Source organism: Pseudomonas viridiflava (assembly GCF_001642795.1).
GTDB classification, from domain to species: Bacteria; Pseudomonadota; Gammaproteobacteria; order Pseudomonadales; family Pseudomonadaceae; genus Aquipseudomonas; species Aquipseudomonas viridiflava.
Genome location: NZ_LKEH01000026.1, coordinates 363,213 through 386,680 on the forward strand (window position 1 = coordinate 363,213; position 23,468 = coordinate 386,680).

Genomic DNA, 23,468 nt, shown 5'->3' on the forward strand with positions numbered 1-23,468 from the left:
CTTTTCATCGGAGGCTGCAAATGTCCGTATTCGCTGGCTTACCGTTGGTCATCGAGCCCAACGATCTGCTTGAGCGCCTTGATGCCCCGGAACTGATTCTGGTGGATCTGACCAGCAGCGCTCGCTACGACGCAGGGCATATCCCTGACGCTCGCTTCGTTGATCCCAAGCGCACTCAACTTGGCCAGCCACCTGCGCCCGGCCTGCTGCCCGCGCACTCCGATCTGGAAAAGCTGTTCGGCGAACTGGGCCACAACCCCGATGCCGTCTATGTTGTCTATGACGACGAAGGCGGCGGTTGGGCCGGGCGCTTCATCTGGTTGCTGGACGTGATCGGCCACCATCGCTATCACTACGTGGACGGCGGCCTGCTGGCCTGGGAAGCCCAGTCACTGCCGCTGACCCGTGATGTTCCGCCAGTTAAGGGCGGTCCGGTCGAACTGAAACTGCACGACGAGCCGACGGCGACCCGCGAATACCTGCAAAGCCGACTGGGCGCTGCCGATCTGGCCATCTGGGATGCACGCGGACCCACCGAATACTCGGGTGAAAAAGTACTGGCGGCCAAGGCCGGGCATGTACCGGGCGCCGTCAACTTCGAATGGACGGCTGGCATGGACAAGGCACGCCAACTGCGCATTCGCGATGACATGCCACAGATTCTGCTGGACCTGGGCATCACGGCCGACAAGGAAGTGATCACCCACTGCCAGACCCATCACCGCTCCGGCTTCACCTATCTGGTGGCCAAGGCGCTGGGCTATCCCCGGGTCAAGGCGTATGCCGGCTCGTGGGGCGAATGGGGCAACCACCCGGACACGCCTGTCGAAAAATGACCAGGGCCGGGCTCACTTTTCGAGCACCGCCCGCTTCCTTATCAAGTTCAGGAATATCAATGAAAGATCGTTTGTTTATCCTCAGTCAGTACCTGTTGCCGCATCACCTGCTGTCCCGTATCGCCGGCCTGGTTGCCGAATGCCGCGTGACCTGGTTCAAGAACGCCTTCACCGCTTGGTTCGTTCGCCGCTATCAGGTCGACATGTCGCAGGCACTGGTCGAAGACCTGACCGCTTACGAGCACTTCAATGCCTTCTTCACTCGCGCATTGAAAGCCGATGCCCGCCCGCTGGACAACACGCCGGGCGCGGTGCTTTCGCCTGCCGATGGCACTATCAGCCAGTTGGGCTCGATCGATCACGGCCGCATCTTCCAGGCCAAGGGTCACAGCTTCAGCGTGCTTGAACTGTTGGGCGGCGATCCAAAACTGTCCGCGCCGTTCATGGGCGGCGAGTTCGCCACTGTTTATCTGTCGCCGAAGGACTACCATCGCGTGCATATGCCTCTGGCCGGCACGCTGCGTGAAATGGTTTATGTGCCTGGCCGTATTTTCTCGGTCAACCAGACCACGGCCGAAAACGTTCCAGAGCTGTTTGCCCGCAACGAGCGCGTTGTCTGCCTGTTCGATACCGAGCGCGGCCCGATGGCTGTCGTACTGGTCGGCGCCATGATCGTTGCATCGGTTGAAACGGTCTGGGCCGGGCTGGTCACGCCACCCAAGCGCGAACTGAAGACATTCAGCTACGACGAAGCCGCACGTGCACCGATCCATCTGGAAAAAGGCGCCGAGATGGGTCGCTTCAAGCTGGGTTCCACAGCCATCGTGCTGTTCGGACCGAACCAGGTGAAGTGGGCCGAGCAGTTGAGCGCCCTCTCCAAGGTTCAGATGGGGCAGGCGCTCGGCGCTGCGAAGCAAACCACCGAGGCTTGATGGCGTCAGGCCATAATAGCTGCGTGGTTGCACCGATACTGGTAGAGTCACAGCATCGGTGCGTAAGGATACGTTGCACTTTTTCAGTGGCACCGGGTCCACATCCTCCTACCGAAGGATGTGGCTCATTGCCAGCATGGAGTCGCCGTCCGGGCCAGAGAGTCGTTGGAGTTCACCTGTCACATGAGTAATTTGAGCCTTCCTCTGTTGTTGCGTGCCCCCACGCCAACGCAGTCGAGCCTGTCATTCAGTGAACCCACGCCCCGCGACCTCAAACGCTGGATCTCCCGACTGCCCAAGGCAAACCTCGGCGAAATGGCCCGTCAGTTGTATCAGGGGCTCAGCGAACTCAACCAGTTGATCACCCCAAGCGACAATCGCCTGCAGATGCTGGAATTGTTGCGCCCCGAAGTCTATTTCGTCTGCAAGCACCTTGAGCGGCACTTTCTCAATCAGGCCATCGTGCTCGACGAACGCCCGCGCAAGGTCGCCAACCTGTGTCAGGCGCTGCAAAACCACTTGGCAACCGGCTACAAGCAGGTCATCCAGCAGATCGCCCCGCGCTTCAGCAAGGACCAGAGCACGATGCTCGCCACGGCGTTGCAGCGGGCTCTGCATGGCCTGAATGGTCCCCTGATTCGTGCCAATCAACTGTATTGCCCGGTGCAGGAAGGCCTCTGGCTCGAACTGCACCAGCTCTACCAGATTGCCCGTCAGTTCCAGTTGCATCGCACCCAGGTAGATGAACCTCTGGCTCATCACACCCGCACGCTCAGCGCAGAGCAGACCTACGTGATCGCGCTGTTGATGGGGTGTTCGCGCTGCAACCAGATGCGCCAGTTGAACATCGGCAAGCTGGCCGACGCGCTTGAAGCGTGGAGCGCACTGGTGACGCTGCAGGTGCCCGCCGACGAGCACAGCCTGCTGGCTCTGGACCCTGCCAGCGACAAGCCACCGCTGTACCGGACGCTGTTTACCGACGAACAAATGCCCAGGATGCTGGGGATTCAGCCGCTGGCGCTGGCGGATGCAATCAATCATTACCTCGCTCTGCCGGCCGATCAGCGCGGTCCTGCCAAGCTGCTCATTCCCACCGGCGTCAACACCGACCTGCTGCAACACCTGGCAGCGGCCTGGGGTGATGTGGCCGAGCGGACCTTCCAGCGCACGGTGGGCCAGGGCACGCTGAAACTGTGCATCGGCATGAGCGCAGTCCATTACTACGTTGCCGGGCAGAAGTCGTTCAGCGAACTGCTGCAACTGAATGCGACCAGCCATATTGCCGATTTCGCGCTCAAGGTGGTCAACGAGAACGACGACGATCCCTGGTCGTCGGCGTTCGATACCCAGCGCGGCAATACCTCATCGGTCCTGCTGCCCTACGAAGAAATCGAATACCAGAAGTCAGACGCCGATGGCGACTCCGCCTCCAACGCACAGCGCACGTTTGCGACGTTTGATGTGAACATCGTCAACCACAGTCCGGGCGGTTACTGCCTGGCGTGGCAGAAGGACGTGCCGCAGCAGTTGCAGGCCGGCGAGCTGGTGGGCATTCAGGATGATTCCGGGCAAGGCTGGAGCATCGCCATCGTGCGCTGGGTCAGGCAGGTGCGCAGCGGCGGCACGCAGATGGGCATCGAGTTGATCGCGCCCTTTGCCCAGCCATGCGGCATGCAACTGATCCGCGAATCGCAGAACAGTCAGTACCTGCGCACCCTGATGCTGCCGGAAGTACGGGCGATGGACAAACCGGCGACCGTGCTTGCACCTCGCCTGCCGTTTCAGGACGACAGCAAGGTCATGATCAACGTCAATGGCGAAGAGCGGCGCGCGACACTGAGCAATCGCCGCATCAGCAGCGCCAGCTACAACCAGTTCGAATATCAGATCTACGACGCGCCCAAGGCAGCCGAGAGCGAAAAACCCAAACCGGGGCAGGAGTTCGATTCGCTGTGGGGCTCGCTGTAACGGCCGCGATCTCTTACGCGATCACGGCCTTACATTGCGATTTCAGCGACTGGCTTCGCGGTCGCGAAACCCCAATAGATAAAGAACCCCGTCCAGACCCAGCGTCGAGATCGCCTGTTTGGCTGACTGCTTGACCAGAGGCTTGGCGCGGAATGCAACGCCCAGCCCGGCAATCGCCAGCATCGGCAGGTCGTTGGCTCCGTCGCCCACGGCGATGGTCTGCTCAAGACTCAAGCCTTCATTGTGGGCCAGTTCGCGCAGCAGGTCCGCCTTGCGTTTGGCATCGACGATCGGCTCGACGGCCACACCTGTGACCTTGCCATCTTCCACCGCCAGTTCGTTGGCGAACACGTAATCGATGCCCAGCTTCGCCTGAAGCTGCTTGGCAAAGTAGGTGAAGCCGCCTGAGAGAATTGCAGTCTTGTAACCCAGACGCTTGAGTTCCGCGAACAGGGTTTCGGCACCTTCAGTGAGACGCAGCGACGCACCGATCTCGTCCAGCACGCTGACGTCCAGCCCTTTGAGCAACGCCAGACGCTCCTTGAAGCTGGCACTGAAATCCAGTTCGCCGCGCATGGCGCGCTCGGTGATTTCGGACACTTGCTCGCCAACGCCAGCCGCCTTGGCCAGCTCGTCGATCACTTCGGCCTCGATCAGGGTCGAGTCCATGTCGAAGACTGCCAGCCGACGATTACGACGGAACAGGGAATCCTGCTGGAACGCGATATCGACGTTCAGGTCCTGCGCGACGGCGAGAAACTCCGCCTGCATGGCCTTCATATCACCGGGTTCGCCACGAACGGAGAACTCGATGCAGCCCTTGCCCTTGTCGGCTGGCGTATCGAGGGGCATGCGGCCGGACAGGCGATCGATCTGGTCGATGTTCAATCCGTATTTGGCCGTGATGGAACTCACGCATTGCAATTGCTCGGCCGTCACCTTGCGGGTCAGCAGCGTCACGATATGACGCGCCTTGCCCTGACCTTCGACCCAGTGCTGGTAATCCTCTTCGGACACCGCCGTGAAGCGCACCTGCTGGTCCAGCTTGTAGGCCGTGAACAGGATGTCCTTGAGCACGGAAGAACCTTGCTCGGTACCCGGAATTTCAACCAGCATGCCGAACGACAGTGTGTCGTGGATCACCGCCTGACCAATATCGAGAATGTTCACGCCACCCTGGGCGAGGACGCCGGTGATGGCCGCAGTGAGACCGGGACGGTCTACACCGGTGATGTTAATCAGGACGATTTCGCGCAAGGCGCACCCCCGCAGTGGAAAAAAACCGCATTCTAACCACTTTCAGTGACCACCGGGCACAGGCAGCGCTTTGCCGCTACAAGGTCGGTCGTTATACTGCCCGGCAACTTCACCGAAAGAGCCGTGCTCTGTGAACCGGCCCACGCCCGTTAAAACCGATAATTTCTTCCTGCTCATCTTTCGTGCCCTGCGTCATCGCCGTGTACCGATCGCTTTGCGCATTGCCAGCCATAACGTGATCCTGGTCGCGTTGGCGTTGGTGATCTACGCCGGTGTCATGGGCCTGCAGTTCAAGCAGGCCATGCATGAACAGGCTGACGCACTGGGGCAGGCCCTGACGACCCAGACCGCCACCTCGGCTACCGAGCTGTTGGTGTCCAACGACATCCTCAGTCTCAACGTGCTGCTGGGCAATCTGGTCAAAAATCCGTTGGTGGCGCATGCCGCGATCTACAGCGTGGATAACCGCATCCTTGCAGAAGCCGGCCAGCGCCCGAAAAACGGGCTTCTGGGTGAAGCCCAGGGCCTGTACGAAATCAAGATCACGTTTCAGGACGTGATGGCGGGCCACCTGCGCATCAGCCTCGACATGTCGCAGTTCCAGCAGCCGATGACCATCAGCCTGCAAAGCATGGGCATCCTGGCGGGCATTCTGTTGGCGCTGGCGCTGGCCTTGAGTCTGCGTCTGGGTCGCCACATTTCTACGCCATTGATGCAGATGCGCATCTGGCTGCGAGATATCGATCCCTACACGCCGGCTACCGATCGCCAGGATGAAATCGGTGATCTGGCGCGTCAGCTGCGTACATCCTTCGCCCCGCCCGTTCCAGAGCCTGAGCCGGTGCCGGAACCCGAGTACGAAGAGGAAGACGAAGGCGAAGATCCTTATCTGGAGCCGGACGAAAAACCGGGTCCCTCTTTCTCTGCGCGCGATACCGCACCTGTGGCCAAGCCTCGACTGCCTGCGCCACCGGTTCAACGCCGTATCGTTGCCGAGGAAGATGAGGATGACGACGGCGATGATCCGTTTGCCGAGCTGCGTGACACGTCCGAAAGTGCCAGCTCCGCGCCCGTCGCCCGCCCTGTTGCAGCGCCCGTGGTATCGAGTGAACCTCAGCACAGCGCCGTTCTGGCAGTACAGCTGGGCGCGCAGGACCAACTGCGTCGCCTGCCTCGTGCCCGTCTGACTGAACTGCTGCAGCGCTACCGCGACTGCCTTGATCAAGCCGCCTCGCTGTACGAGAGCGAACTGCACACCCTGAACGATGGCAGCACGCTGATGCTGTTCCACAGCCAGGAAAGCGGCGACGACTACCTGACCAATGCCATCTGCTGCGGCGAACTGCTGCGTGCGCTGAGTCATGCCTTGCAGATTGAGGTCGCCGACAGCGGCATTACCTTGCAACTGCAATTGGGCCTGACGCTGGGTGAAGGCTTGGGCGGTCTGAGTCAGATCGACCTATTGCTGACTGAAACCGCGCAGGACGCACTGGCGCTGTCGCAACACAGCCGTAACCTGCTGCTGGTTGAGCGCAAGATCAACGACGATCCTCTGATCCGCCAGCGCGCCCGCATCCGCCCTATCGCAAGCCCGGAAGGCGCATGCTGCGTGGAGCGCCTGATGGAGCCCTACCCGTCCATGCTGGAGCGTCAACTGGCGCGCATGCACGAGACGAACAAGGTCTGACGCATACACACTGATCGCTGATCGCGCTCAGGATAAGGCCCAATAAAAAGCCCGCATCGCTGCGGGCTTTTTGTTGGCTGCACCTTTAGAAGCGGAACACTTCAAGGTCAGTGCGTATCGGTGAAGCCATTGGAATTCTAGGCTTGTCGGCCTCTTTGGCGCGGGCCACAGGGGCTTTCTTCGGTTCTTCGAATGGCTGCCAGGAGATCGGCTTGATGGCCGTACTGACCTGATCGGCCAGACGCTGAAGCAGCATGCCTTGCGCCTTGACTTGATCGGCCGAGCTGCCCGCATGGACCTGCTCAAGGTGCACCAGACGGCTGTCGCGCACGTGTCCCTTGCGGTCCAGCAGACGCCATTGCGCATCCAGCACCGCAGGCTGCTTTGCACCGGAATCAAGGCGGGTAATCGACAACACCACCTGAACATCAGGCGAGAAGTTGGCGACTGCCGGGGCCAGCACGACGCGCTGGCTGTCCAGTTTCCAGGCCAGTTGACGCAGCAATAGTTGATCGATATCCGACGACAGATTTCCCGCCCAGCGCCCATCGGGCGAAGCGGTCAGGGTGCCGTCAGGCTGTCGTTGCAGAAGGGTTTCGCGTTGCAGGTAGTCGGCCACCGAAACAGGGCCCAGCAAGACTGCCAGACCACTACTCTGTTTCGGCTGACCAGGCTCACCGCTGTCGAGTTGATAAAGCGCGGTCGGCTGGTGCACGCTGCAGCCAGCCAGACCCAGGACGCCGGTCATCAACAGGACAAGGGGAAGGCGTAGAAAATTCATCATCCCATCCAGGTGGCTGCCCCTCGGGAAGCCACAGTATAAGTACTTTCCAGACCCATGCAGGCACTGCGCCACGCTTGCGCCCCAAGACCCCATATCATCCGTGAATATTCGCCATGACTCCAGCGATTATGCATCGTACTTCATGGCAAAACGAAGAACACCCGCGTCAGATCAATGTTTTCAGCCATTTTCCACCAACAGGGCATCGACTCGCTGGAAGCCGCGCGGGAGTTTATTGCCGCGACGGCCGCGCTCGCCCTTGTAATGTTCCAGATCCTCGGGCTTGAGCGACAGCGTGCGTTTGCCTGCCTGAAGCACCAGCGTAGCGCCCTGTGCGATGACTGCAAGATCGGTGACGTATTCTTCACGACTTGCCACCCGCTCGCCGGGGATGCCAATGATCTTGTTGCCCTTGCCCTTGCCCAGTTGCGGCAGGTCGCTGATCTTGAACACCAGCAGACGGCCTTCAGTCGTCACCGCTGCCAGCCAGTTCTGCTCGCGGTCAGTCACCGGCCGAGGCAGGATGACTTTCGCGCCATTCGGCAGGCTCAGCAACGCCTTGCCCGCCTTATTCTTGGCCTGCAGATCCTCACCCTTCACGACGAACCCGTAACCAGCGTCGGAGGCGATCACGTACAGCGACTCATCGTCAGGCAGCAGCACGCATTCAAACGTCGCACCTGGCGGCGGCTGCAGCTTGCCGGTCAACGGCTCGCCCTGTCCGCGCGCAGACGGCAAGGTATGTGCGGCGACCGAATAGCTGCGTCCGGTGGAGTCGATGAACACGGCAAACTGATTGGAGCGCCCGATGGCTGACGTCTTGAAGCCATCGCCCGCCTTATAGGAAAGCCCGGTTGCATCGATGTCATGCCCCTTGGCACAACGCACCCAGCCTTTCTCGGAGAGCACCACGGTGACAGGCTCGGTCGGCATCAATTCGTTTTCGGACAGCGCCTTGGCTTCAGCACGCGCCACGATAGGCGAGCGACGATCATCGCCATAGGTTTCCGCGTCAGCAATCAGCTCGGCACGCACCAGCTTGCGCAGCTTGGACTCGCTGCCCAGCAGCGCCTGAAGCTTGGCCTGCTCCTTGCGCAACGCATCCTGCTCGCTGCGCAGCTTCATCTCTTCCAGGCGCGCCAATTGGCGCAAACGGGTATCGAGAATGTAGTCGGCCTGAATTTCCGACAGATCGAAGCGTGCAATCAGCTCGGCCTTGGGATGTTCGGCCGTGCGGATGATGTGAATGACTTCATCGAGGTTCAGGTAAGCCGTCAGCAAACCATCCAACAGGTGCAGACGATGCTCGACCTTGTCCAGACGGAACTGCAGACGACGGCGCACCGTTCCGATACGGAAGGTCAGCCACTCGCTGAGCAGTGTCTTGAGATTCTTGAGCTGCGGCTTGCCGTCCAGACCGATGATGTTGATGTTGACCCGGTAGCTGGATTCCAGCTCGGTGGTCGCGAACAGGTGCTGCATCAACTCGTCGAGCTCGACGCGGTTGGAGCGTGGAATGATCACGATGCGACACGGGTTCTCGTGGTCCGACTCGTCACGCAGGTCGGCCACCATCGGCAGTTTCTTGGCCTGCATCTGGGCAGCGATCTGCTCCAGCACCTTGGCACCGGAGACCTGATGCGGCAGCGAGGTGACCACGATGTCGCCGTCCTCGATGCGGTACACCGCACGCATGCGTACCGAACCGCGACCGGTTTCATAGATCTTCAACAGGTCGGCGCGAGGCGTGATGATTTCCGCTTCGGTCGGGTAATCCGGCCCCAGGATGTGCTCGCACAGCTCCTGAATGGTCGCCTTTGGCTCGTCCAGCAAGTGAACACAGGCGCTGGCGACTTCGCGCAGGTTATGCGGCGGTACGTCGGTTGCCATGCCCACGGCGATACCCGTGGTGCCATTGAGCAGAATGTTCGGCAAACGCGCAGGCAGGACTGCCGGTTCGTCCAGCGTGCCGTCAAAGTTCGGTACCCAGTCCGCCGTGCCCTGCCCCAGTTCGCTGAGCAGCACCTCGGAATAGCGAGACAGGCGCGCCTCGGTGTAACGCATGGCCGCGAAGGACTTGGGATCGTCCGGCGCACCCCAGTTGCCCTGGCCGTCCACCAGCGTGTAGCGATAGCTGAACGGCTGGGCCATCAGCACCATGGCTTCGTAGCAGGCCGAATCGCCGTGCGGGTGGAATTTACCGAGCACATCACCGACGGTACGCGCCGACTTCTTGTGCTTGGCATCCGCACCCAGGCCCAGCTCGCTCATGGCGTAGATGATACGGCGCTGTACAGGCTTCAGGCCGTCGCCGATATGCGGCAGGGCACGGTCCATGATCACGTACATGGAATAGTTGAGGTAGGCCTGTTCGGTGAAGTCAGCCAGCGAGCGGCGTTCTACGCCATCCAGGCTGAGGTCAAGGGAGTCGCTCATGCGGGCCTCATCATTGTGTTGACTGGCGCAGCAGCAAGTTGCCGCCGCGCTGTGTGAATTCGAGTTGTTTCATTGCGCTCATGCCCAGCAGCACCTGATCACCTTCCAGACCCGGCGCAACAAGGGCGCGCACGTTGGTCAGGACAATGTCGCCCAGTTGCAGCCGGTCGAGCGAGGTCCGGAAACCCTGGCTGTTGCCGTTGGCCGTGCTGACCGTCACCGGCATGCCGCGTTTCAGGCCCAGGCTGTCGGCCATATCACCGGGGATGGCGACGTCCGTCGCCCCGGTGTCGATCATGAACTCTACCGTCCGGCCATTGATCTGGCCGGTACTGACGAAATGCCCCTGACGATTGCCTGCCAGCTGCACTTCGATATAACCGTCACCGTGCTGCGAAGAGACCACAGTATTGGGGTTCTGCTGTTTTTCTTCCCACTCGCCGAAAAAGCGCGTGGCCAGAAAGATACCGGCCGCCCAGGCCAGAATCATCAGGACCTTGCCCGCGCGCCTGCCGGGAACCGCCTGGTTCATTGAACTTCACTCCAGCCCGCCGCAGGTGCAGCGAAACGCCACACAATCGGGCGTTCTTCGCCATCGGCGCGGGCACCGGAATTGTTGTCGATGCCAATCCAGGCGCCAGTCTCATCCACCACCAGCGCCTCGGTCAGACCATAAGGCTGATCATAGCGACGCGACGGCAGCATGGCTTCCTTGGAAAACGACCAGCAACGCTCGATCTGCCCGCTTTCCAGCTCCCGGCGACAGATGCGATACACCGAACGCTCCAGGGTGAACAGCTTGCCGTTGTACAGCGAGATATCGGAAAAATCCGTCGAGACCTTCTTGCGATTCTGTTCCGGCGGCAGCGTATCTTTCCCCGCTTCGGCCAGCAGCACGCAACTTTGCCCACAGGTCCACTGATCCTTGTCACGCTGCACTACCAGCAGCCCGCGCTTCTCGCGTTCGGCCGCCAGCCAGATCCGGTCGCCCGCAGCATTTACCGCAATGCCCTCGAAGATCGCATTGAAGTGCTGCAACATCCCGTTGGCACGCGCCTGTTCAACCAGCGCTGCTGGCAATGGCAGCCAGACCGGAGCACCTTCCACCGGCACTTTCAGCACCGTGCCGTAGGCCTCACTGACGAGATAACGATTGCCCGCCGCATCGCAGCTGATGCCTTCGAAATCCATGCTGCCACCGCGCACTATCGACGACAGATTCGCCAGCGAGCGCAGACTCAGCGGCAGATAGCTCTCAGGCTTCGGCATATCGATGACATGCGGTTCGGCCTTCCAGGTGCGATCTGACACATCAAGGCTGTAAAGCAGGCTGTCGTCACGGTCGGAAACCGTCCACAACCGGCCATTGCACGAGGCAAGGCCCGAAAGATTGCCGCCGACCATACCGTCTACCGGATGCTCGGATTGCAGTTTCAGGGCCTCGAGCGGCGCCGCAAAAACCGGCGCGACCACAAGGGACAGGGCGGCGAGCCAGGCTCGTATCAAATCATGACCTCGGCGAGGTTGCCTTTCGATTCGAGCCAGCTTTTGCGATCACCGGCGCGCTTCTTGGCCAGCAGCATGTCCATCATTTCCGAGGTCGCCGCGTAATCATCCAGCGTGAGTTGCACCAGACGCCGGGTGTTCGGGTCCATGGTGGTTTCACGCAGCTGTGGCGGGTTCATTTCGCCCAGGCCCTTGAATCGGGTGACCTGCGGCTTGCCGCGCTTCTTCTCGGCCACCAGACGATCAAGAATCCCGTCGCGCTCGCTCTCATCCAGCGCGTAGTAGATTTCCTTACCCAGGTCGATGCGATACAGCGGCGGCATGGCCACGTACACATGGCCTGCGTCGACCAGCGGACGGAAGTGCTGAACGAACAGCGCACACAGCAACGTTGCGATGTGCAGACCGTCCGAGTCGGCGTCGGCCAGGATGCAGATCTTGCCGTAACGCAACTGACTGATATCGGCCGCGCCCGGATCGACACCGATGGCGACCGCGATGTTGTGCACTTCCTGACTGGCAAGCACTTCGCCGCCGTCCACTTCCCAGGTGTTCAGAATCTTGCCGCGCAGGGGCAGAATCGCCTGAAATTCCTTGTCGCGCGCCTGCTTGGCCGAACCGCCCGCAGAGTCACCCTCGACCAGAAACAGCTCGGAGCGCGCCGGATCCTGCCCGGCACAATCGGCCAGCTTGCCCGGCAATGCCGGACCTTGGGTAATGCGCTTGCGCTCGACCTTCTTGCTGGCCTTCAGGCGGCGACCGGCGTTGTTGATCGCCAGATCGGCCAGTTGCAGGCCCAGCTCGGAGTGGGTGTTGAGCCACAGGCTGAATGCGTCCTTGACCACGCCAGAGACGAACGCGGCCGCTTCACGTGAGGACAGACGCTCTTTGGTCTGGCCGGAGAACTGCGGTTCCTGCATCTTCATCGACAGCACGAACGCGATGCGCTCCCAGACGTCTTCCGGCGCCAGCTTCACGCCACGCGGCAGCAGGTTGCGGAATTCGCAGAACTCGCGCATCGCATCCAGCAGGCCCTGGCGCAGACCGTTGACGTGGGTGCCGCCCTGCGCGGTCGGAATCAGGTTGACGTAGCTTTCCTGAACGCTGTCGCCACCTTCCGGCAACCAGAGCAAAGCCCAGTCGACCGCTTCCTTGTTGCCCGCAAAGCTGCCGCAGAACGGCTCGTCCGGCAGACGCAGGAACTCGGTGACGGAGTCCTGCAGATAGGAGCGCAGGCCGTCTTCGTAATGCCACTCGACTTTTTCGCCGGTGGATTTGTCTTCGAAGCTGACCAGCAGGCCCGGGCACAGCACAGCCTTCGCCTTGAGCACATGCTTGAGGCGGCTGACGGAGAACTTCGGTGTGTCGAAATACTTGGGATCGGGCGCGAAATACACGCTGGTACCGGTGTTGCGCTTGCCAACCGTACCGATGACCGCCAGCTCAGTGGCCTTGAAGCCATCGGCGAAGGTCATTTCGTATTCGTTGCCATCACGCTTGACCCGCACCCGGACCTGAGTGGAAAGCGCGTTGACCACCGAAATCCCCACGCCGTGCAGGCCGCCGGAAAACTGGTAGTTCTTGTTGGAAAACTTGCCGCCCGCGTGGAGCTTGGTCAGGATCAGCTCGACGCCCGACACGCCCTCTTCCGGGTGAATGTCCACCGGCATGCCGCGACCATCGTCGGACACTTCAAGAGAGTTGTCGGCATGCAGAATGACCTGCACCGACTTCGCATGACCGGCCAGGGCTTCGTCGACACTGTTGTCGATGACTTCCTGCGCCAGGTGGTTGGGCCGCGAGGTGTCGGTGTACATGCCCGGACGTTTGCGAACCGGATCGAGGCCCGAGAGGACTTCGATGGCGTCTGCGTTATAAGAGCTAGCGCTGGGATTGGCCATGGGTTCTCGTTATCAATCGTTCATTAAATTTCGGGAGTTGAATGTTCTTTATATGCCTTTGATCGGCAGTCATTTACAGCGCTGACAGATCAATCCCTTGCAACAGGCTCGGGGCAAACCCGGCAAAACTAAGCAGCGCCGGCATTTGCTCGGCAAAACCCTGATAGCTGTGGTCGCCACCGGGCTGGATGCGCAATGCGCAGGCACGGTAGAAAGCCTGAGCGCGGCGGTAATCCAGCGTCTCATCGCCCGTCTGCAGCCAGACCTGAATCTGCTGCGGATCCTGGGGAGCAGGCACTTCCAGCCCCGCCAGCGCGTCGATATGGTCTTGCGTCAGTTGCCACTGCTCACCGGTGTACAGATTCTGCTGCGTGCCAAGAAACCCGTCGAACAGTTGATGCGGATTGACAGCCGGGTTGATCAGCACGGCCTTGAGACCGTGGCACTGCGCCAAATGAGTCGCATAGTAGCCGCCGAGCGAGCTGCCGACCAGCAAAGGCCGACCCAGCGCAGCAATGGCCGACTCAAGCTGAACCATGGCCTGGCGCGGATGATGATGCAGTTCAGGGACTTGAAGCTGTTCGGCGAGACCCAGCGTCTTCATCAGCGCGAGCAGTTGGCAGGCCTTTCTCGACAAAGCCGAGCTGTTCAGGCCATGGATGTACAGCAATGAGGGGGTTTCACTGGTCACGCTGCCGCTCCTGGGTGCAAAGCAAAGCCGCGCAGTTTACAGGGACTAACGCGACAAAACCTTACTGGAAATAGTTACGTAAGACGATTCAGTAGCCGGTGCCGCCGTAATCGGCCTCGAACACCATGCCGACCACGCGGGAAACCCCCGTTTCAAGCTGTCCGTCGTCGTGCAAACGCAGCCATCGATAGCCTGGCGCAAGGGTGTCCAGCTTGAAGTCTTCACTGCCCGGCGCGAACTGAATGCAGGTCGAAGGTGAAGCCAGCAACCTCACACCCTGGCGCATCTGGTCGAACTCCTGATGCACATGCCCCCAGAGCACGGCGCGGACCTGTGGAAACCGATCCACAACCGCGAAAAACGCCTCGGCGTTGCGCAAACCAATCGGCGCCATCCATTCACAGCCGATCGCCACCGGATGGTGATGCAGGCAAACCAGATGATGCCGGTCGGGCGCTTCGCTCAACGACTGCGCCAGCAGCTGCAACTGTGATTCAGCCAGAAAACCCGGCACCGAGCCCGGTACCGCAGAATCCAGCAACGTGACACGCCACTGGCCAATATCCAGCACCGGCTCCAGCAACCCGGCCCCCTGCGCCACCTGTTCCATCTGCGGCAACTCATCGTGATTGCCGGCAAACCAGCGCGCAGGCGCTGCGATCTGTCCGCTGAGCCGACGAAACGCCTCATACGACTCCACGCTGCCATCCTGGGAAATATCCCCACTGGCAATCACCGCATCAATATCCGACTGCTCGGCCAGCACCCGCTCGACCACCTTTTCCAGGCTGTCACGGGTATTCATGCCCAGCAACGTGCCGTCCGCCTCGGCAAACAGGTGGCTGTCGGATAGCTGGACCAGCAAAACTGACGATGAAGGGGCTGCGCTCGGCAAGGCCGTCTCCTGGAAGGGATTCAGCGCGATTATGTGACGGCGAGCGATACGGGTAAACCCGGAATGTGGGTGTGGGTCACATTTGCAGGATGTCAGGGGAGACGTTGGCTCTTGGCTCGAGCTTTGCGAACTGTCTGTGCAATCAACGCACCCAACGCCATACCTGCCAACCCGGCAAAGGACAGATAGCCCAGCGCCTGTTCGTAGGGCATTTCAGGCCAGTAGTGACCGAGGATCAGCACTGTAAAAACCAAGCCAATTAGCAGACCGGACAGTGACGCCAATAAAGCTCGTACTATACCCATCATCGCCTCACACCTTAGTGGCTCCCGTGTACATCAGATCAACATCAAGCCTTGCACAGGGTCACCCAGACCTCATCCAGATCATCTTCCAGACATAGCAGCGCCTCAAACCCCGAATCCGGGAACAGCCGATTGAGCTTCGCGCCCCAACAGTCCCGAATAACCGCGCCCAGCTCAGCAGCCTCCTCGTAACCGATATCACCCAGCAAGCTGGTGATTTCGACCATATTTATCCAGTACGGTATCTTCTGAAGAGGCACCTGCCGCTCCAGCGAGTCTTCATACTTGGAATATGTGAAGTTCTCTTCGATGAAGTACCCGCCTTCATGAACAATGATCGTGGGGTTGAAGAGCGCGGCGAAACTTTCGATGAAGTCCGCCGGGAAATCCAGACGCGACAGATTCATGTACAGATAACAGAACTTTGATGTATTGGTCCTACCCCCCACCACATAATCCGCATAAGGATAGATGATCGGCACATCACCCCGGGCCGAAGACTCCGACCGAAAGAGTCCCTTGAGTCGTTTAACTACTTTTAAGCTCATCATATCCGCGCCAAAAGAGACAACTGCGAAGGAAGCAATGTCAACTGCGCCGTCGTTCTGCCTTGCGAATCGGCAAACTCGACCTCGTACGCAATATCCGGAACAAAGAACTCATGCACAATCGTCCCCATTGCACCCTTGACCAAACCTTCATCAGGAACATTCACTTCAAGCCTGACCACGTCGAGCAACCTAAAATCCATTTGGCACATCCAAAACCCTTCAAGCGTTAATCCGAAAAGCCAATCGTCACAAATACCTCGCAACCCTCATCATCGACAATCGCTCTGGCTTGGGCAAAAGACGGGCCGAATTCAGAGGCAAGCTTGGCGTTCCAACTTCCTGCCAATGCATTCGCGACGACCGTCGATTGAGGCATCGAAAGATTTTCAAAAAGTCCCGTCACTTCGAGCAGATTCGTCCAGAACTGACTCTTGGCTGGCGAATTATCCGATTCCAACAGCGAGAGATAATAAGCCTCATCAAAGTTTTCCTTAACAAAAATCCAACCATCCACACGCATGAACTCGGGCCAGTACAGCTTTGCCATACAGAGCGCAAAATCTGCCGACAGCCGCTGCGTATGATGAACCGCATGAATGTAATCGAAGCCTGAGACGAGATGATGAGCGTTATCGGCCCGGAACGACGCAAAATCAAAAGTTTCAAGCTCAGCCATTTAACTCACGCAACGCCGAAAACGGATTCAGCAGTTCAGGAGCATCACTCCATATAATCCACTCATGACTGTCAAAGGCCTCAAGCGCGATAAAACAGTTCTGCGGCGGTTCATCCACCTCGATGGGTTTCCTGATCTTGTCGACAGAATCCACCGCGACGATAAAGCAGTCGAAGACCTGCTCGATATCATTAGCGAAGAGGCGTAGTTCCTCCCAACTGAACACCCATCCTTTTTCGAGGACCCGCAGCTGCTCCTCAAAGTCAGGCATAGCCAACCCTGCCGGAGCGATGCCGACACCATAAAACTCAAGCACTGCCCAGATCCATTTGTTTTCGGGTACAAGCGCTGTGACATCCTTGAGATTGGCTATACACCTCAGTCCTGGCGATGCCGATATCTGTAGCGATTTCAAAACAGATTCTTCCTATGCCCAGTTTTACGCCGTCCATTCCTACGAAAAACTAGCGCCGGCATAAAGTCACCCATACCTCATCCAGATCATCTTCCAGCAGAAGTATGGCTTCTGAGCCGGACGCTGGAAACTGCTGGTCAAGCTTATCATTCCAGCACTTACATATTACCGCACCTATTTCAGCCGCATCTTCATAACTGATATCACCCAACAAACTGGCAATCTCAACCATGTTGATCCAGTAAGAAACATCAGGGGCATCCACACCACTTTGCAGAAACTCCTGATACTTTAACTCCGTATAATTTTCCCCAACAAAATAACCTCCCTCCTTATAAAACAGCGTGGGATTAAACAAGGCAGCGAAGCTGACGATGAAGTCACTGCGTAGATCCTTCTTTTCTCTGACCATATAGAAATAGTCAAACCGGGAAAGACTTTCATCATTAACAGCTAGATAATCTGAATAACAATCTTTGGGCGCGGAGCCACTCATTTCGAACACTCGTGGCTGCCCTCCAAGCAGAGAGCGTATCTCGAGCTTTTCCGCATAAAGCGTACGTGGCGGCTGATTTTCCCAGGTGTGTTCGGGTGGCCGTGGCTCCGGCGGGGGTTTGGCAGGTCCGTTCGGCCGGCAAACACCCGGCGTCGGCGAATAGTTGCCTCTGGTGTCGTAAACACCCATGGCGGTGAACTCCTTGTATCAATGATCACGCGTCCATGCGCTGGGGCGGTGCAGTTCAGTCGGTCGTGAAACCCTGGCTGAACGTAAGCAGATGAAAAACAGCCGGCGAGTTTAAGCGCTGGCGCAAGGTCGTCCAGCGTCAAAAAGTATCGGGAAATTTCGGAAGCGAAAGCTGAAACGTATTCAGCAAAATGCCGCCCATGAATAGCGGCATCTGTCAGCAGAGCGTGTCAAAACGTATCGAAAAATGAATCAGCGGACCGCTTCGAACTCATGCCCACAGGCCAGACAGTGGCTCAGCCATTCGCCCAGAAACAGATTGAGCTGGGCCTTTTCGTCCGGCTGGTGCATGTCGGCGTTGGGATACGGATAGATCCCCCGGAAGCGACGGGCGTGTTCGGCGCCGATGACTTCGGCCATGCGTGCGTCGTGGTAGACCTGTACTTCCAGACTGGGTATCGGCAGCCATGGCAGGCTGTGTTCCTGGCGCACCTGCAGGGTGGTGGTGTACGGGCAGTCGAGCAGAACCTCGACTGCCAGCACGCCCAGCATCTGGTCACCCTGGGTCACCGCAACGCGCCGTGAGCGCTGTTCGTTGCGCATGTCCGGCAACAAACGCATCAAGCGCGCGTAGTTGGCCTCGCAGGCAGCCTGCAGCCCGGCAAGATCAACACGGTAGCGCTCGCGCAGTAGATTCACGACCATAACCCCCTTATTTCAGCGCGGTTCAACGCCAGCCATTGCAAGGCGATGATCGTTGCCGCGTTCATGATTCTTCCATCAGCCACGGCCTGCATCGCATCGTCGAACGACCAGACTGTCACGCGGATGTCTTCGCCTTCGGATTCAAGCCCGTGCAGGCCGCCCGCCCCCTGACTGTCGCACTGCCCCATGAACAGGTGAACGAATTCGTCACTGCCGCCCGGCGAAGGAAAGTATTTGGTGATCGGCCATAGCGCGCCGAACACAAGCCCAGCTTCCTCTTCTGCCTCACGATGAGCAACTTCTTCCGGGTGCTCGTCCTTGTCGATCAGGCCGGCCACCAGTTCGATCAGCCAGGGGTTGCCAGTCTTCTCGACGGCACCTACGCGAAACTGCTCGATCAACACCACTTCGTCACGTTTGGCGTCATAAGGCAGCACGCAGACAGCGTCGTGGCGAACGAACAGCTCGCGGCTGATTTCTTTGCTGGTGCCGCCATCGAACAGCTCGTGTTGCAGGTACAGTTTGTCCAGTCTGTAAAAACCTTTGAAGCAGTTTTCCCGCCGGGTAATCTCGAAAGCCGTCGGTACTGATCGGGTGGTCTGAGTCATGGGTTTCTCGCTTGCGGCTATCTTGAACTTCCAACCATCCTAACGCGCATCGACCACTGGATGCAGCCCCCTTAAATAAGCAGGGTAGACGGCCGCTACGTAAAACAATTCTAATCCGCCCAGCGGCGAACCGAACCGGGCCTTTGCAGTCCAACCTGCCTGCATACGCACAACACGACCGCCTTTACTGACTCTGCCAAGGATCAACATGTCGTTACTGAGGATCACTTCACTGGCCTGCCTGGCTCTTTTGCTGGGCGCCTGCCAAAGCCTCTTCACGCCCAACATGCGCGCACCGCTGCAGGTTCAGCGTGATGCTTCCGAGCTGATAAAGCCAGGTTGCACCACTGCCGACTGCCCGCTGGTGAACATCGATACCGTGCATTTTCCTGACGAGCCAAAGCTGGACGCCATCGTCCAGAAGACGCTGCTGCAACTCACTGTCGCTGACAGCAGCACGCCGCCGCCCGCGTCGATCAAGGCTTATCAGGAGCAGTTCCTGAACCGTGCCCAGGGCCGCAACAGCAGCTACCTGCAAGCCAAGGTACGCGAGCAGCATGACGGTATCGTGGTCGTCGAGCTGTCCAGTTACCTGGATAACGGCGGCGCTCATGGCAACCCTGGCCGGGCATTCATCAATTATTCACGCCAACAGCAGAAGGTGCTGACGCTGGCCGACATGGTAATTCCAGGCAAGGAGCAGGAGTTCTGGCAGAAAGCCGAACTGGCTCATCAGGGCTGGCTGGTGTCGAGCAAGATGAACGAAGACGCTGCATTCGTGCAGACCTGGCCGTTCAAGCGCACGCCGCACATTGCCCTGACCTACGGCGCTGTGATCCTCAAGTATCCGGTGGAAACCATCGCGCCCTACTCCATGGGCCACATCGAGCTGAAGATTCCTTACCCTCAGCTCAATGGCATCATCAAGTCGGAACTGTTTCCCGGCCGCGGCTGATCGCACGACCGATCAACAGTTGCAGCACGCCAGCGACGATGAGCGCTGGCAGTGTTGCGCCGACATCCGGATACAGGTTTGCCAACAGGTGGTACGTGCTGATACCGCCCAGCCAGGCCAGCAGACTCATCCAGCGCAAGCCACTCGCCGCGACCTGACCGCCGCGACGACGCAGGATGAAGTGATCCACCAGCACCACGCCGAACAGCGGCGCGAACACCGAACCGATCAATAACAGAAAATTCTGGTACTGCGCCAACGGTGCGAGACACGCGATCAGCGTGCAGACGATGCCGATGAACAGCGCCAGATGCTCGACCGTGATCCGAGTCAGCAACGCGGTGGACACCGCCGCCGAGTGAATATCGGCAAAAGCGTTTTCCGACTCGTCCAGCAGAATCAACAGCAACGGAATCCCCAGACCCGCGCCGGCCAGTGCCAGCAGCAGCGCATTCGTTTCGCCGCTCGGCGCGAACGCCAGGGTGTAGGCGACGCCCAGCCCCATCAGCCAGAAGTTGCCGATAAAGAAGCCCACAGCGGTGCCACCGAACACGTTGCGTGCACGCTGGCCGAATCGGGAGTAGTCGGCGATCAGCGGCAGCCAGGAAAGCGGCATGGCGATGGCGATGTCGAAACCCACGGCAAACGGCATCGACCCGTCACCGGTGCGCTCCCAGAGTGCGGCGAGGTCAGCCTTGGTCAACAGGTTCCAGGTCAGCCACAGGCAGGCGGCAAGTAACAGCCAGATACCCCAGCGGCGCAGGATCTGACGCACAAAGGTCAACGGCCCGCCGACGGCCAGCAGGGTCGCCAACGCACCGAAGAACAACGTCCAGAGCAGCGGATTGGCCCACAGGCTGCCTTCGGCAAAGGCACGTGCGCCCAGCAGGCTGGCGGCATCGCGCATGACGATGATCTCAAACGAACCCCAGCCGATCAGTTGGAGCAGGTTCAGCACGGCAGGCAACGACGCCCCCTTGCTGCCGAGGCTGAGTTTGAGCGCGGCCATGGACGACAGGCCTGTGTCCGTGCCGATCACCGCCACGCTGGCCAGCAGCAGGACGCCGACCAGGGTGCCGAAAAGTATCGCCAGCAATGCGCCGGACATGCCCAGCCCCGGCGCCAGCAAGGCACCGGTCTGCAGCACCATCAGGCCAATGCCCAACGAGAACCACAGGGAAAACAGATCGCGCCCGCCGAATACCCGCTGACTGGCAGCGATGGGTGTGTCGGGGGAATAAGTGCCGGGTGTATTCACGGTTCTGGCTCGTTAGGAAATGAGTGATGTATCGTCTTGCGGTTCGGACGCGGAGCGTCCTGAGCGGCATTCCCACGCAGGAGTGAAGTGGGAATGATCGCCTCAACACTGATCCTGCCCATGCTCCGCGTGGGCATGCCGCCCGTGACGCTCCGTGTCACATCACGGAGCGCACACTGACAGCAGGCGTGTCAGACCTTTTTATAGAGCTGACTGCCTTCCTGTTTGAAACGCTCGGCCTGCTCCGCCAACCCTTGGGCGACGTCTACATCGACGGCCTCGATCCGCTGATTGGCTGCGTACTCGCGCACTTCCTGGGTGATTTTCATCGAACAGAATTTCGGGCCGCACATGGAGCAGAAGTGCGCGACCTTGGCCGAATCCTTGGGCAGGGTTTCGTCGTGATACGAGCGCGCGGTGTCCGGGTCCAGGCCCAGGTTGAACTGGTCTTCCCAGCGGAATTCGAAGCGGGCCTTGCTCAAGGCGTTGTCGCGAATCTGCGCGCCCGGATGCCCTTTGGCGAGATCCGCTGCGTGAGCGGCGATCTTGTAGGTGATGATCCCGGTTTTCACGTCATCCTTGTTCGGCAGACCCAAATGCTCTTTCGGCGTGACGTAGCAGAGCATGGCGCAACCGAACCAGCCGATCATCGCCGCGCCGATGCCCGAGGTGATGTGGTCGTAACCCGGCGCGATATCCGTGGTCAGCGGGCCAAGGGTGTAGAACGGTGCTTCGTCACAGCACTCCAGCTGCTTGTCCATGTTCTCCTTGATCAACTGCATCGGCACATGGCCCGGGCCTTCGATCATGGTCTGCACGTCGTGCTTCCAGGCGATCTTGGTCAACTCACCCAGAGTCTCCAGCTCGCCGAACTGGGCCGCGTCGTTGGCGTCGGCAATCGAGCCCGGACGCAGGCCATCGCCCAGCGAGAAGCTGACGTCGTAGGCCTTCATGATTTCGCAGATGTCTTCGAAATGGGTGTAGAGGAAGTTCTCCTTGTGATGCGCCAGGCACCACTTGGCCATGATCGAACCGCCACGACTGACGATGCCGGTCACGCGCTTGGCCGTCAGGGGCACGTAGCGCAGCAGCACTCCGGCGTGGATGGTGAAGTAATCGACGCCCTGCTCGGCCTGTTCGATCAGCGTGTCGCGGAACAACTCCCAGGTCAGGTCCTCGGCCGCACCGCCGACCTTTTCCAGCGCCTGATAGATCGGCACCGTGCCGATAGGGACCGGCGAGTTGCGGATGATCCACTCCCGGGTTTCATGAATATGCTTGCCGGTGGACAGGTCCATGACCGTGTCCGACCCCCAGCGAATGCCCCACGTCAGCTTGGCGACTTCTTCTTCGATGGAAGAACCCAGCGCACTGTTGCCGATGTTGCCGTTGATCTTCACCAGGAAGTTGCGACCGATGATCATCGGCTCCAACTCGACATGGTTGATGTTGGCCGGAATGATCGCGCGACCGCGGGCGATCTCTTCGCGCACGAACTCGGCAGTGATTTCTTTCGGGATGCTCGCGCCGAAGCTGTGCCCGGCGTGCTGCTGAGTCAGCAGGCCGGCGGCACGCGCTTCCTGAAGCTTCATGTTTTCGCGGATGGCGACGTATTCCATCTCGGCGGTGATGATGCCCTGACGCGCATAGTGCATCTGGCTGACGTTCGCGCCTGCCTTGGCCCGGCGCGGATTGCGCACGTGGGCAAAGCGCAGCGCGGTCAGCTCGGCGTCGCTCAGGCGCTGCTGGCCGAAGTTCGAGCTCAGGCCCGGCAGACGCTCGGTGTCGTTACGTGAGTCGATCCACGGCGAACGCACATCGGCCAGGCCTTTGCGCACGTCGATGATCACGTTGGGGTCGGTATAGGGACCGGAAGTGTCGTAGACCGTGACCGGGGCGTTGATCTCGCCACCGAAGTCGGTCGGTGTGATATCCAGAGTGACCTCGCGCATGGGCACGCGAATGTCCGGCCGCGAGCCCTGGACGTAGATCTTCTGCGAACGGGTAAACGGCTGTACCGATCCGGAATCGACCTGCGCCGACTCGCTCAAGTGGGGTGCGTTTTTTGGTTTTATGCTCATCACGGTCTCTCCAGACATCCACTGTGGATTTATTGTCGGAGTAACCTGATCGGGACGGACGGGTGCACTGAAGAAGTGCTGAGTATCGAGAGAGGCGCGCTGTTCATTGATTGAACGATCGACCCCGGACGACACTCAAGAGGACTCGCCGGGTGACGAGAAATCTTGTTCCCTACGCAGGCGCTAACCTGATCAGGTTCAACGGGATCCGGTTTAACCGATCTCAGCCTCACAGCAAGGCACCCCGACAAGAACGGCATCAGTCTATGCCGCGTCGAGGCTGTAAAGCCAGCGCAATTGCGTGGGCATCGATAAATGGCTGAAATGGCCGATTGT

General features: G+C 59.5%; 23 protein-coding genes and 1 riboswitch. Of the genes, 5 read left to right on the forward strand and 18 right to left on the reverse strand.

The window, feature by feature from the left end; all coding sequences use genetic code 11:
• Positions 1-20: 20 nt before the first annotated feature.
• From rhdA to AO065_RS14515, 3 genes are all read left to right on the forward strand, one after another.
• Positions 21-836, forward strand: coding sequence for a thiosulfate sulfurtransferase (gene rhdA, locus AO065_RS27195; protein WP_004883541.1), 816 nt, complete (start codon positions 21-23; stop codon positions 834-836).
• Positions 837-889: 53 nt separating this feature from the next.
• Positions 890-1,768, forward strand: coding sequence for an archaetidylserine decarboxylase (asd, locus tag AO065_RS27200; protein WP_161627654.1), 879 nt, complete (start codon positions 890-892; stop codon positions 1,766-1,768).
• Positions 1,769-1,951: 183 nt separating this feature from the next.
• Positions 1,952-3,736, forward strand: coding sequence for a hypothetical protein (locus AO065_RS14515; protein WP_004883537.1), 1,785 nt, complete (start codon positions 1,952-1,954; stop codon positions 3,734-3,736).
• Positions 3,737-3,778: 42 nt separating this feature from the next.
• Here the strand turns inward: AO065_RS14515 and serB are convergent, their stop codons facing one another.
• Positions 3,779-4,993, reverse strand: a complete 1,215-nt coding sequence (gene serB, locus AO065_RS14520) for a phosphoserine phosphatase SerB (RefSeq protein WP_004883535.1) — start codon at positions 4,991-4,993, stop codon at positions 3,779-3,781.
• Positions 4,994-5,123: 130 nt separating this feature from the next.
• On the opposite strand from serB, the gene AO065_RS14525 reads away from it, so the two are divergent.
• Positions 5,124-6,680, forward strand: a complete 1,557-nt coding sequence (locus tag AO065_RS14525) for a HAMP domain-containing protein (RefSeq protein WP_004883533.1) — start codon at positions 5,124-5,126, stop codon at positions 6,678-6,680.
• 85 nt (positions 6,681-6,765) lie between these two features.
• Here the strand turns inward: AO065_RS14525 and AO065_RS14530 are convergent, their stop codons facing one another.
• From AO065_RS14530 to AO065_RS14600, 15 genes are all read right to left on the reverse strand, one after another.
• Positions 6,766-7,461, reverse strand: coding sequence for a PqiC family protein (locus AO065_RS14530; RefSeq protein WP_032651485.1), 696 nt, complete (start codon positions 7,459-7,461; stop codon positions 6,766-6,768).
• A gap of 183 nt (positions 7,462-7,644) precedes the next feature.
• Complete coding sequence (gene parC, locus AO065_RS14535) at positions 7,645-9,900, reverse strand: DNA topoisomerase IV subunit A (RefSeq protein WP_004883528.1); 2,256 nt, start codon at positions 9,898-9,900, stop codon at positions 7,645-7,647.
• Positions 9,901-9,910: 10 nt separating this feature from the next.
• Positions 9,911-10,432, reverse strand: coding sequence for a retropepsin-like aspartic protease family protein (locus tag AO065_RS14540; protein WP_004883526.1), 522 nt, complete (start codon positions 10,430-10,432; stop codon positions 9,911-9,913).
• On the reverse strand, positions 10,429-11,406 hold the full coding sequence (locus AO065_RS14545; RefSeq protein WP_004883524.1) for an esterase-like activity of phytase family protein: 978 nt from the start codon (positions 11,404-11,406) through the stop codon (positions 10,429-10,431). Before AO065_RS14545 ends, AO065_RS14540 begins: the two co-directional genes overlap by 4 nt.
• Positions 11,403-13,307, reverse strand: coding sequence for a DNA topoisomerase IV subunit B (gene parE / locus AO065_RS14550; protein WP_004883522.1), 1,905 nt, complete (start codon positions 13,305-13,307; stop codon positions 11,403-11,405). Before parE ends, AO065_RS14545 begins: the two co-directional genes overlap by 4 nt.
• A gap of 73 nt (positions 13,308-13,380) precedes the next feature.
• Positions 13,381-13,998: a YqiA/YcfP family alpha/beta fold hydrolase gene (locus tag AO065_RS14555; RefSeq protein ID WP_004883519.1), complete on the reverse strand. Its 618-nt coding sequence runs from the start codon at positions 13,996-13,998 to the stop codon at positions 13,381-13,383.
• Positions 13,999-14,086: 88 nt separating this feature from the next.
• Complete coding sequence (gene cpdA, locus AO065_RS14560; protein WP_004883514.1) at positions 14,087-14,893, reverse strand: 3',5'-cyclic-AMP phosphodiesterase; 807 nt, start codon at positions 14,891-14,893, stop codon at positions 14,087-14,089.
• A gap of 92 nt (positions 14,894-14,985) precedes the next feature.
• Positions 14,986-15,201: a hypothetical protein gene (locus tag AO065_RS14565; RefSeq protein WP_004883512.1), complete on the reverse strand. Its 216-nt coding sequence runs from the start codon at positions 15,199-15,201 to the stop codon at positions 14,986-14,988.
• 41 nt (positions 15,202-15,242) lie between these two features.
• On the reverse strand, positions 15,243-15,746 hold the full coding sequence (locus AO065_RS14570; RefSeq protein WP_231500853.1) for a hypothetical protein: 504 nt from the start codon (positions 15,744-15,746) through the stop codon (positions 15,243-15,245).
• A complete protein-coding gene (locus AO065_RS14575; RefSeq protein ID WP_004883507.1) occupies positions 15,746-15,949 on the reverse strand; it encodes a DUF4926 domain-containing protein in 204 nt (67 codons plus the stop codon). Before AO065_RS14575 ends, AO065_RS14570 begins: the two co-directional genes overlap by 1 nt.
• Before the next feature lie 26 nt (positions 15,950-15,975).
• Complete coding sequence (locus AO065_RS14580) at positions 15,976-16,425, reverse strand: hypothetical protein (RefSeq protein WP_004883504.1); 450 nt, start codon at positions 16,423-16,425, stop codon at positions 15,976-15,978.
• Entirely contained in the window at positions 16,418-16,741 is a 324-nt protein-coding gene (locus AO065_RS14585) for a hypothetical protein (RefSeq protein ID WP_004883500.1), read from the reverse strand. The genes AO065_RS14580 and AO065_RS14585 overlap by 8 nt, the downstream gene beginning before the upstream one ends.
• A gap of 148 nt (positions 16,742-16,889) precedes the next feature.
• The gene (locus AO065_RS14590) at positions 16,890-17,525 is read right to left on the reverse strand and encodes a hypothetical protein (protein ID WP_235811625.1); all 636 of its coding nucleotides are present in this window, start codon (positions 17,523-17,525) and stop codon (positions 16,890-16,892) included.
• 252 nt (positions 17,526-17,777) lie between these two features.
• Positions 17,778-18,230 (reverse strand): DUF1249 domain-containing protein, encoded by a 453-nt coding sequence (locus AO065_RS14595; protein ID WP_004883494.1) that lies wholly within the window; start codon positions 18,228-18,230, stop codon positions 17,778-17,780.
• Complete coding sequence (locus AO065_RS14600) at positions 18,221-18,838, reverse strand: NUDIX domain-containing protein (RefSeq protein ID WP_004883493.1); 618 nt, start codon at positions 18,836-18,838, stop codon at positions 18,221-18,223. Before AO065_RS14600 ends, AO065_RS14595 begins: the two co-directional genes overlap by 10 nt.
• A 208-nt stretch (positions 18,839-19,046) precedes the next feature.
• Here AO065_RS14600 and AO065_RS14605 point away from each other — a divergent pair, with 208 nt between their 5' ends.
• A complete protein-coding gene (locus AO065_RS14605; protein WP_004883490.1) occupies positions 19,047-19,793 on the forward strand; it encodes an RsiV family protein in 747 nt (248 codons plus the stop codon).
• On the opposite strand, the gene cytX is transcribed toward AO065_RS14605, so the two are convergent.
• Positions 19,762-21,051 carry a putative hydroxymethylpyrimidine transporter CytX gene (cytX, locus tag AO065_RS14610; protein ID WP_004883486.1) on the reverse strand — a complete coding sequence of 430 codons (1,290 nt, stop codon included), beginning with the start codon at positions 21,049-21,051 and terminating at the stop codon, positions 19,762-19,764. The genes AO065_RS14605 and cytX overlap by 32 nt on opposite strands.
• 191 nt (positions 21,052-21,242) lie before the next feature.
• The gene (gene thiC / locus AO065_RS14615; RefSeq protein ID WP_004883483.1) at positions 21,243-23,132 is read right to left on the reverse strand and encodes a phosphomethylpyrimidine synthase ThiC; all 1,890 of its coding nucleotides are present in this window, start codon (positions 23,130-23,132) and stop codon (positions 21,243-21,245) included.
• A gap of 152 nt (positions 23,133-23,284) precedes the next feature.
• Positions 23,285-23,389: riboswitch (TPP riboswitch) on the reverse strand.
• Positions 23,390-23,468: the final 79 nt, after the last annotated feature.

Excerpts from the sequence above, each read along its gene's own strand:
- rhdA (WP_004883541.1), top strand. The coding sequence starts at position 21 with ATGTCCGTATTCGCTGGCTTACCGTTGGTCATCGAGCCCAACGATCTG.
- AO065_RS14515 (WP_004883537.1), top strand. The coding sequence starts at position 1,952 with ATGAGTAATTTGAGCCTTCCTCTGTTGTTGCGTGCCCCCACGCCAACG.
- AO065_RS14530 (WP_032651485.1), bottom strand. The coding sequence starts at position 7,461 with ATGAATTTTCTACGCCTTCCCCTTGTCCTGTTGATGACCGGCGTCCTG.
- parC (WP_004883528.1), bottom strand. The coding sequence starts at position 9,900 with ATGAGCGACTCCCTTGACCTCAGCCTGGATGGCGTAGAACGCCGCTCG.
- AO065_RS14540 (WP_004883526.1), bottom strand. The coding sequence starts at position 10,432 with ATGAACCAGGCGGTTCCCGGCAGGCGCGCGGGCAAGGTCCTGATGATT.
- parE (WP_004883522.1), bottom strand. The coding sequence starts at position 13,307 with ATGGCCAATCCCAGCGCTAGCTCTTATAACGCAGACGCCATCGAAGTC.
- AO065_RS14565 (WP_004883512.1), bottom strand. The coding sequence starts at position 15,201 with ATGATGGGTATAGTACGAGCTTTATTGGCGTCACTGTCCGGTCTGCTA.
- AO065_RS14570 (WP_231500853.1), bottom strand. The coding sequence starts at position 15,746 with ATGAGCTTAAAAGTAGTTAAACGACTCAAGGGACTCTTTCGGTCGGAG.
- AO065_RS14575 (WP_004883507.1), bottom strand. The coding sequence starts at position 15,949 with ATGGATTTTAGGTTGCTCGACGTGGTCAGGCTTGAAGTGAATGTTCCT.
- AO065_RS14580 (WP_004883504.1), bottom strand. The coding sequence starts at position 16,425 with ATGGCTGAGCTTGAAACTTTTGATTTTGCGTCGTTCCGGGCCGATAAC.
- AO065_RS14590 (WP_235811625.1), bottom strand. The coding sequence starts at position 17,525 with ATGGGTGTTTACGACACCAGAGGCAACTATTCGCCGACGCCGGGTGTT.
- AO065_RS14595 (WP_004883494.1), bottom strand. The coding sequence starts at position 18,230 with ATGGTCGTGAATCTACTGCGCGAGCGCTACCGTGTTGATCTTGCCGGG.
- AO065_RS14600 (WP_004883493.1), bottom strand. The coding sequence starts at position 18,838 with ATGACTCAGACCACCCGATCAGTACCGACGGCTTTCGAGATTACCCGG.
- AO065_RS14605 (WP_004883490.1), top strand. The coding sequence starts at position 19,047 with ATGTCGTTACTGAGGATCACTTCACTGGCCTGCCTGGCTCTTTTGCTG.
- thiC (WP_004883483.1), bottom strand. The coding sequence starts at position 23,132 with ATGAGCATAAAACCAAAAAACGCACCCCACTTGAGCGAGTCGGCGCAG.